3 protein-coding genes and 1 rRNA gene are annotated in these 6000 nt (G+C 69.2%); 1 reads left to right on the plus strand and 3 read right to left on the minus strand.

The window, feature by feature from the left end; translation table 11 throughout:
- Positions 1 to 31 precede the first annotated feature (31 nt).
- A complete protein-coding gene (locus AC3DE3_RS09840; protein WP_488369821.1) occupies positions 32 to 2221 on the minus strand; it encodes a 3-hydroxyacyl-CoA dehydrogenase NAD-binding domain-containing protein in 2190 nt (729 codons plus the stop codon).
- A 36-nt stretch (positions 2222 to 2257) separates the two neighbouring features.
- On the minus strand, positions 2258 to 3469 hold the full coding sequence (locus AC3DE3_RS09845; RefSeq protein ID WP_488369823.1) for an acetyl-CoA C-acetyltransferase: 1212 nt from the start codon (positions 3467 to 3469) through the stop codon (positions 2258 to 2260).
- Between the two features lie 148 nt (positions 3470 to 3617).
- Here AC3DE3_RS09845 and malQ point away from each other — a divergent pair, with 148 nt between their 5' ends.
- Positions 3618 to 5774 carry a 4-alpha-glucanotransferase gene (malQ, locus tag AC3DE3_RS09850; RefSeq protein ID WP_488369824.1) on the plus strand — a complete coding sequence of 719 codons (2157 nt, stop codon included), beginning with the start codon at positions 3618 to 3620 and terminating at the stop codon, positions 5772 to 5774.
- Positions 5775 to 5882: 108 nt separating this feature from the next.
- Here the strand turns inward: malQ and rrf are convergent.
- Positions 5883 to 5999: ribosomal RNA gene (gene rrf / locus AC3DE3_RS09855) — 5S ribosomal RNA — on the minus strand.
- Between the last annotated feature and the right edge of the window lies 1 nt (position 6000).

The following is a 6000-nucleotide window of genomic DNA, read 5'->3' on the forward strand; positions in this document are numbered from 1 at the left end:
GTGTCCCCGGGGCCGGAACGCGACCGGTGGGTCAGCCCTGCTCGGCCGCCAGCTTCTTGAGCGACTCGGTCGGCGCGAAGCGCTCGCCGTATGTGGAGGCCAGCTCCTCGGCGCGGGCGACGAAGCCCTTGTAGCCCGAGGCGACCCTGGCTCCTGGCTCGGAGTAGTTCTTCGCGTACTGGCGGGTGCCGCCGGTCCACGCCGGGAACCCGATGCCGATGATGGAACCGATGTTGGCGTCGGCGTCGTCGACGATCACGCCCTCGTCGACGCACTTCTGCGTCTCGAGGACCTCGGCGAAGATCATGCGATCGACCAGGTCCTGCAGCGGGGGCGCGTTGTCCGGCGAGGTGTTGAACGCCTCGCGCAGGCCCGACCACAGTCCTGCCCGCTTGCCGTCGGCGTACTCGTAGAACCCGGCACCGGCGGCGCGGCCGGCGCGCTCGAGCTCCTCGACCATCTTGAGGATCACCTGGTCGACGGCGTCGGGGACGAACTCCTCACCAGCGGCCTCCGCGGCGTCGCGGGTCGCCTGACGGATCTTGACCATGAGGTTGAGGTTCAGCTCGTCGGACAGCTGCAGCGGGGCCGCCGGGTAGCCGGCGATGCGGCCGGCCTGCTCGATGGTGGCGGGCTCGATGCCCTCGGCCAGCATCCCGATCGCCTCGTTGACGAACGTGCCGATGACCCGAGAGGTGTAGAAGCCACGCGAGTCGTTGACCACGATCGGGATCTTGCGGATCGCCAGCGTGAGGTCGATCGCCTTGGCCAGCGTCTCCGGGGTGGTCTTCTCGCCCTTGATGATCTCCACCAGCTGCATCTTGTCGACGGGCGAGAAGAAGTGCAGGCCGATGAAGTCCTCGGGCCGCTTGACGCCGGTGGCAAGGTCGGTGATCGGCAGGGTCGACGTGTTGGAGCCCAGCAGCGCGTCGGGGGCGACGATGTCCTCGATCTCCTGGAACACCTTCTTCTTCAGCTCGGGAGACTCGAAGACGGCCTCGATCACGAGGTCGCAGCCGGCGAGGGCCTGCGGATCGGTCGTCGGCGTGATGCGGGCGAGCAGGGCGTCGGACTTCTCCTGCGTGGTGCGGCCGCGCTCGAGCGCCTTGGCCTCGATCTTCTCGGAGTACGCCTTGCCCTTGTCGGCGGAGGCCTGCTCGACGTCCTTGAGGACGACTTCGATCCCGGCCTTCGCGCACACGTACGCGATGCCGGCGCCCATCATGCCGGCGCCGAGGACACCGACCTTCGTGAACTGGGTGCGCGGGATCTCCGAGCCGTCGGCAGCCTTCGGCCGGGCCCCGCCGGAGGAGCAGTGCTGCATGTCGAAGAAGAACGCCTGGATCATGTTCTTCGCGATGGGTCCGGTCACGAGGGAGACGAAGTAGCGCGCCTCGATCTTCTCGGCGGTCGCGAAGTCGACCTGTGAACCCTCGACGGCGGCGGCCATGATGGCGCGCGGCGCCGGGGAGGGCGCGCCCTTCGTCTGCTTGCGCATGTTCGCCGGGAACGACGGCAGGACGCCGGACAGTGCCGGGTCGCTGATCGTGCCGCCGGGCAGCGTCCAGCCCTTGCGGTCCCACGGCTGGGCGGGCTCGGGGTCGGTCTTGATCCACGCCTTGGCTGCGTCGAGGAGCTTCTCGGACTCGACGACCTCGTCGACCAGGCCGGCCTTGAGCGCCTTGTCCGGGGCGAAGGACCGGCCGGACATGAGAATGTTGGGCACGGCCTGGGCGAGGCCGAACATGCGGACGGTGCGGACGATGCCACCGCCGCCGGGCAGCAGGCCGAGGGTGACCTCGGGCAGGCCGACCTTGGCACCGCGGGCGTCGGCCATGACGCGGTGGTGGCAGGCGAGCGCGAGCTCGAGGCCGCCGCCCAGGGCCGCGCCGTTGAGGGCCGCCACGACCGGCACACCGCAGGTCTCGAGGGCGCGCATGCGGCCCTTGATGCCCATGGACCGCTCGAACAGCTCGTCGGCCTGCTCGGGCCCGGCCTTGATCATCGACTTGAGGTCGCCGCCGCCGAAGAAGCTCTTCTTGGCGGACGTCAGCACGACGCCCTTGATGGACTCCTTCTCGGCCTCGATGCGGTCGACGGTGGCGGCGAAGTCGTCGATGAACCGGGCGTTCATCGTGTTGGCGCCGTGGTCGGGGTCGTCCATGGTGAGGGTGACGATGCCGTCGCCGTCCTGCTCCCACCGGAACATGTTTTCGCTCACTGGTCTTCTACTCCTAGGGCTGTGGTGTCGGTGGGGTCAGACGCGTTCGATGATGGTGGCCACGCCCATGCCGCCACCCACGCAGAGCGTGATGAGGGCGCGCTTGCCGCCGGTGCGCTCGAGCTCGTCGAGCACGGTGCCGGTGATCATGGCGCCGGTCGCGCCGAGCGGGTGTCCCATGGCGATGGCCCCGCCGTTGACGTTGAGCTTCTCGTCCGGGATGTCCATGTCCTTCTGGAAGCGCAGCACGACGGACGCGAACGCCTCGTTGAGCTCCCACAAGTCGATGTCGTCGGCGGTGAGTCCGGCGGTGGCGAGCGCCTTCTTGGCGGCCGGGGTGGGCCCGGTGAGCATGATGGTGGTGTCGGCGCCGGAGGTCGCGGCGGCCACGACGCGGGCGCGCGGGGTCATGCCCATCTCCTGCCCGGCCTTCTCCGAGCCCACCACGACCAGCGCGGCGCCGTCGACGATGCCGGACGAGTTGCCGCCGTGGTGGACGTGGTTGATCTCCTCGACCCAGTGGTACTTCTGCAGCGCCACGGCGTCGAATCCGCCCATGTCGCCCACCATGGCGAACGACGGCTTCAGGCCGGCCAACTTCTCGACGGTGGTCCCGGGACGCATGTGCTCGTCGTGGTCGAGGACGGTCACACCGTTGATGTCCTTGACGGGGACGACCGACCCCGCGAACCGACCCTCTTCCCACGCGCGGGCGGCCAGTCGCTGCGAACGCTCGGCGTAGCGGTCGACGTCCTCGCGGCTGAAGCCCTCGAGTGTGGCGATGAGATCCGCCCCGATGCCCTGGGGCGAGAAGTAGGTGTCGTAGTTGGTGGCCGGGTCCATGGCCCAGGCGCCGCCGTCGGTACCCATCGGCACCCTGGACATGGACTCGACGCCGCCGGCGAAGACGACCTCGTCCCACCCGGAGCGGATCTTCTGGGCGGCCATGTTGATGGAGGTCAGACCGGAGGCGCAGAAGCGGTTGATCTGCACGCCCGCGACGGTGTCCGGCATGCCGGCGGCGAGGGCCGCGATGCGGGGCAGGTCCATCCCCTGGTCACCGAGGGGCGTGACGATCCCCAGGATGATGTCCGAGATGCGGTTCTCGTCGAGGTCGGGGAAGCGCCGACGGGTCTCCGCGATGAGACCGACCACCAGGTCGATCGGCTTGACGCCGTGGAGGGCGCCGCCGGGCTTGCCCTTGCCACGGGGCGTCCGGATGGCGTCGTAGATGAATGCCTCGGTCATGGGTGGTCCACGGCCTTTCTCTGGGCGGAACTGATACGTGTTCATCGTCAGGCTACGTGGTGCCTCCCGACCCCACGGAGTGTGGTCCGTTTCCCGTTCGTTCCGGTGGCACGCTCGTCGCCACCCGGCCGGTGGCACAGTGGACCCCGTGACCGAGAACCATGCCGTGTCCCCTGCCCTGGCCGAGCTCGCCGATGCCTGCGGCGTCGCCTCGAGTTACGAGGACGCCCACGGCGTCCGTCGCGAGGTCCCGGCCTCGACCCTGCGGGCGGTGCTCGCCGCGTTGGGGGTCGAGGTCACGGATGACGACGGCGAGGGCGACCTCTCCGCACGTGAGGCTCTCGAGGCCGTGCGTCTGGGCCCCTGGCGGCGTGTGCTGCCACCGACGCTGGTGGCGCGTCAGGGCACCGCCATCGGATGCCCGGTCCACGTCCCGCGCGGAGCCATCGTGAACGTGGCGGTCCTCCTCGAGGACACCGACGAGCCGGTGAGTCTGCTCCCCCTCGATGAGCCCCGGATAGCCCGGGAGGTCGACGGGATGGCGATGGAGCGAGTGGCCGTGGAGGTCCCCGGCACCATTCCCGTCGGCTGGCATCGCGTCACCGCGGTCGTGGAGGCGCCGGGCATCGACCCCGTGTCCGGTGAGTGCACCCTGTTGGTCTATCCCTCCGTCATCCCCGTACCCGCCGGCATCGAGGAACGCCGTGCGGTCGGGTTGGCGGCACAGCTCTATCAGGTCCGGTCGGACGAGTCCTGGGGGGTCGGCGATCTGGCTGACCTGGGCGAGCTCGCCGGATGGGCGGGCCGCGACCTCGGTGCGGATTTCGTCCTGGTCAATCCGATGCATGCGGGCGAGCCGTTCGCCCCGGTGAGCCCGTCGCCCTATCTCCCGACCACCCGGCGTTTCTCCTCTCCCCTCTACCTACGGCCCGAGCTGGTTCCCGAGTACGGCGAGCTGTCCGATGACGACCGTAGGCGCGTCGAGGGTCTCGCCCACACCGCGGCTGCAGCCAATACGGATGACACCATCGATCGCGACGGGTCGTGGACCCGGAAGCTCGAGGCGCTCCGGATCCTGTTCACGGTCCCGCTGTCCGGCGGCCGGGCCGAATCGTTCGACAGGTTCGTGGAACAACAGGGACCGGGAATCCTGGGATTCGCCACCTGGTCCGCACTGGCCGGCGCCCACGGCCCGGACTGGTCCGCCTGGCCGGAGGATCTGCAGGATCCGGAGTCGGAGGCCGTCGCCCGCTTCGCCGAGGAGAACTCGGAGGAGATCCGCTTCCACCTCTGGTTGCAGTGGTTGGTCGGGGAACAGCGAGCCCATGCCCACCGGGCGGCCGTCGATTCCGGCATGCGTCTCGGCATACTGCACGACCTGGCGGTGGGGGTTCATCCCACAGGTGCCGACGCGTGGTCCCTGAACCGTTCCCTCGCCCGTGGGGTCTCGGTGGGTGCTCCCCCGGACGTCTACAACCAACGGGGGCAGGATTGGTCGCAGCCACCCCTGCGTCCGGACGCCCTCGCGCAGGAGGGCTACCGCCCGTTCCGCGACATCGTTCGGGCTGCACTGAGGGATTCCGGCGGCGTCCGGATCGATCACATTCTGGGACTGTTCCGGTTGTGGTGGATTCCCCGGGGCTCGGCCCCGACCGAGGGTACGTACGTCCACTATGACCACGAGGCCATGCTCGGAGTTCTCGCTCTAGAGGCGTCACGTGCCGGCGCGGTCGTGGTGGGCGAGGATCTGGGGACGGTGGCTCCCGGGGTCCGGGAGACACTGTCTGAACTCGGGGTTCTGGGCACTTCGGTGATGTGGTTCGAGCAGGACGACGACGCTCCGATCCCGCCCGAGGACTACCGGCGGCTGTGTATGGCGTCGGTGACGACCCATGATCTACCGCCGACCGCCGGGTACGCCGAACTCGTCCATGTGGACGTCCGGGAGGAGCTCGGGCAGTTGACGGGCGACGTCGCGGCGGAGCGTCGTGGTGCCGCGGCCGAGATCGAGGCGTTCACGTCAGCAGTGCGCGAGCGGGGCCTGCTCGAGGGCGACTCCCCCGATGATCTGGTGGTCGCCCTGCATCGCTTCGTGGCCGGGTCGCCGTCGCTACTGTTCGCGGTGTCGGTGTCCGATCTCGTGGGCGACCGTCGACCCGTGAACATCCCGGGCACATCGGATGAGTATCCGAACTGGAGGGTGCCGCTGTCCGGCCCGACCGGTGAGGTGGTCGGTATGGAGACACTGCGCGCGTCGACTCTCGCGGATCGTGTGATGAAGGCTGCCGGCGCCCCGCGGCGGTGATCGAGGGGCGTCGGGCCGGCGGCGGCGTCGGCTTGTGTGGGTGTGGGTGGAATGACGAGAGCCCCGAGTCACCTGTGAGGGTGATTCGGGGCTCTCGTGTGAAGTTGTGTTCGGCGGTGACCTACTCTCCCACACCCTCACGAGTGCAGTACCATCGGCGCTGGCAGGCTTAGCTTCCGGGTTCGGAATGGGACCGGGCGTTTCCCTGCCGCTATGGCCGCCGTAA

Source organism: Dietzia sp. IBK-p2-16D (assembly GCF_057773085.1).